General features: G+C 51.0%; 4 protein-coding genes. 2 read left to right on the forward strand and 2 right to left on the reverse strand.

What is annotated here, in order from left to right:
- A partial coding sequence (locus tag Q0238_RS07755) for a hypothetical protein (RefSeq protein ID WP_297944717.1) occupies positions 1–262 on the reverse strand: 262 nt, incomplete at its 3' end.
- A 310-nt stretch (positions 263–572) separates the two neighbouring features.
- Entirely contained in the window at positions 573–950 is a 378-nt protein-coding gene (locus Q0238_RS07760; RefSeq protein ID WP_297944720.1) for a RidA family protein, read from the reverse strand.
- Positions 951–1,316: 366 nt separating this feature from the next.
- On the opposite strand from Q0238_RS07760, the gene Q0238_RS07765 reads away from it, so the two are divergent.
- Entirely contained in the window at positions 1,317–1,454 is a 138-nt protein-coding gene (locus Q0238_RS07765) for a hypothetical protein (RefSeq protein WP_297944723.1), read from the forward strand.
- Between the two features lie 106 nt (positions 1,455–1,560).
- Complete coding sequence (locus tag Q0238_RS07770) at positions 1,561–2,034, forward strand: hypothetical protein (protein WP_297944724.1); 474 nt, start codon at positions 1,561–1,563, stop codon at positions 2,032–2,034.
- Positions 2,035–2,521: the final 487 nt, after the last annotated feature.

A 2,521-nucleotide genomic window follows, 5' to 3' on the forward strand; every position in this document is an offset into this window, starting at 1 on the left:
TGCCACTCGTACTCCCCGCCGTCTTGCCGCGCGCCGTGTTTGGCGAGCCGCCCGCTATGTCGCTTGCGGGCGAAATTTTAAAATAATACTCCTCGTCCTCGAGCTGCAAAAACACGAGCTCGTCCGCGGCGAATAGCCCGTTTTTGAGATTTATCTCATACGTATAGCAGATGTCGGCGTCGGCACTATCCGCAAACTCTGGCGGTGCGATCGTTTTTAGCTCCGTCCCTGCTACGCTCACGCTAGCGTATCTTAGCAGCATCTGCTTGTAGCTCGCAGGCAGCGCGAAACCGAGCCGTCGCTGCGCCCCGAGGCCGTGATATTTTTAGATTTTTGAATAAGCTCTTCTATCATTTTGATCCCGTTTCGAGCGAGAAATTTTAACGCCTTAGCAGCACTAAAACGCGCTGTTTACATAAGCCCGCGGGCATTTGCGCGACTTTGAAAATCTAAATTTAAAAGCACGCACAGCTTCAAAATCAAAGCGAGCCGTTTAAAATTTCGAGCAGCCCGCACATAAAATTTCAACCGCAAACGCGAACCGGCAGAGTTTTAGCGATCTAAATTTAGCGCTAAGCCCTAGCCAGCGCTATTACTTCGATCTCCACAAGCGCCCCCTTGGGGAGTTTAGCGACCTGCACCGTGCTGCGAGCCGGCTTGTGCTCGCCGAACGCCGCTGCGTATATCTCGTTCACCGCGGCAAAATCGCCCATGTCGGCTAGGAAAATCGTAGTTTTGACGGCATCTTGCAGCGTAGCGCCCGCTTCTTTCAGGATCGCGGCGAGATTTTGCAAAACCTGCCTCGTTTGCGCCTCCACGCCGCCCGCGACGAACTCGCCGTCCGGCTTAAGCGCGATCTGCCCCGAGGTAAAGATGAGTCCGCCCGTCTTGATCGCCTGAGAGTACGGCCCGATGGCCTGCGCCGCATCGGGAGTCGAGATGATCTGCATAGTAAATCCTTTGTGAAAAATTTCGCCCATTTTATCGCAAAATATTTTAACTTTGTTTTAGGCGGCGGAATTTTGCGGGCGGGCGGGCGTGGATGCGGCTGGTACGATGAAATTTAATTGGCGCGAGAGGTTGGCTAAATTTCGGTGGGCGAGGCGAAACAGATACGCGGTAATGCGACAAATTTAAATGGCATGGATGGGCAAAATTTCGCCTACGATAGCAGAATGAAATGGCAAACGCAGCGGTGCGGTTAAATTTATCGCACAAAATACAGCGGACAATATGGCGAGAGGTTAGCGCGGAAAGCGAACCGTGGCGGCGAAACGGCAAATTTAAAAGAGCTAACAGGCGCAACAAAACAGAGCGTGAAAGTACGGCTAAATTTAATCTATCTATACGGGCACGGCGGCGAATCTGCACAGCAAATGGTTGAGCTGTCGGCACGAGCGCAGGGCGAGCAAAACGGCTCGCTAACGGTGGCGTGTATTTTAAAAAGCGAGTAAGCGGGAAAGAGGCGTGCACGACGGTGCCCGATTAAATTTCATCAATGCGAGCACGATAACGTCGCGCGCTCGGCAATACAACGACTCTATCGGCGGCACCGAATGAATGGCATGGCGATACGATGAAATAGATACGGGTGGTCGGTGGAATTTAACTGGCGTGAATGGGCGAGAAACTTCATCGGCATCGTTGCGGCAGCAAATCAAATCCTTGCACCATCAAGATCATCAATGTCTCGATCGGCAAAATCAAACCGCCCATGGTAGTGATACGGGCGGCGGGGCGGTAAAAGCAGCGCCAAAATCGCTACCATCGCAGCAGAAAGAACAGCGCCGTCATAAAAAAATCAGTGCGACACCGCGCAACGCAATTAAAATCCTCGTAGTAGCAAGCGCGGTAACGAAGTCGTCGATGTTGCAGAGCAAAATCAGCGATATCGAAAAAATAAAATCAAAGACCTCGCAGCAAGCGAAGCCTTCGACACAACGGCAACAGAACCAACATTGCAGCAGCGGAAAATTAGTGCCATCGAAGCGAGACTGGCGCGACCCTACAGCAAGATCTGCGCTACTGCAATAAGTTCGGTGCGACGTTACGACAATATCTGCGCGTTATTCCAGCAACAAGCTAGGCTCCGTCGCAGCACAATAGATACGGAAGCTATGATAAAATCGACACTACAATTAAATTTGCAGTGTCTCAGTAAATTCGGCGCAACACTGTGGCAAAATCGACGCCACAGCAGTAAAATCGGCACTATCGTGGCGGTAAGATGGCGCTGCCGTAGCATATCGGCGAGGGTTCATAAAATTTTACATGAAATTTTATACGAAATCCTGTATAAAATTCTATGATTTTGACTTTAGATTGGCCTGTGATGGGCCCTCAACCAGTCTGCAATCAACTTGCGATCGACCCTCAATCGGTCTGTATCAATTTGCAATCAGTCCGTAAAGTAGCTTTAAAATCGTGGCGGCAACGACGAGCAGAAGCATCTTGCGCACGAATTTTACGTCACATCTCATCACGAGGCTTGAGCCTGCGAAGCTGCCCGCGATCTGCCCGA

This window comes from uncultured Campylobacter sp., from assembly GCF_938045775.1.
Taxonomy (GTDB): domain Bacteria; phylum Campylobacterota; class Campylobacteria; order Campylobacterales; family Campylobacteraceae; genus Campylobacter_B.

Coding starts and splice junctions, on each gene's coding strand:
- Q0238_RS07760 (WP_297944720.1), bottom strand. CDS start 950: ATGCAGATCATCTCGACTCCCGATGCGGCGCAGGCCATCGGGCCGTAC.
- Q0238_RS07770 (WP_297944724.1), top strand. CDS start 1,561: ATGGCATGGCGATACGATGAAATAGATACGGGTGGTCGGTGGAATTTA.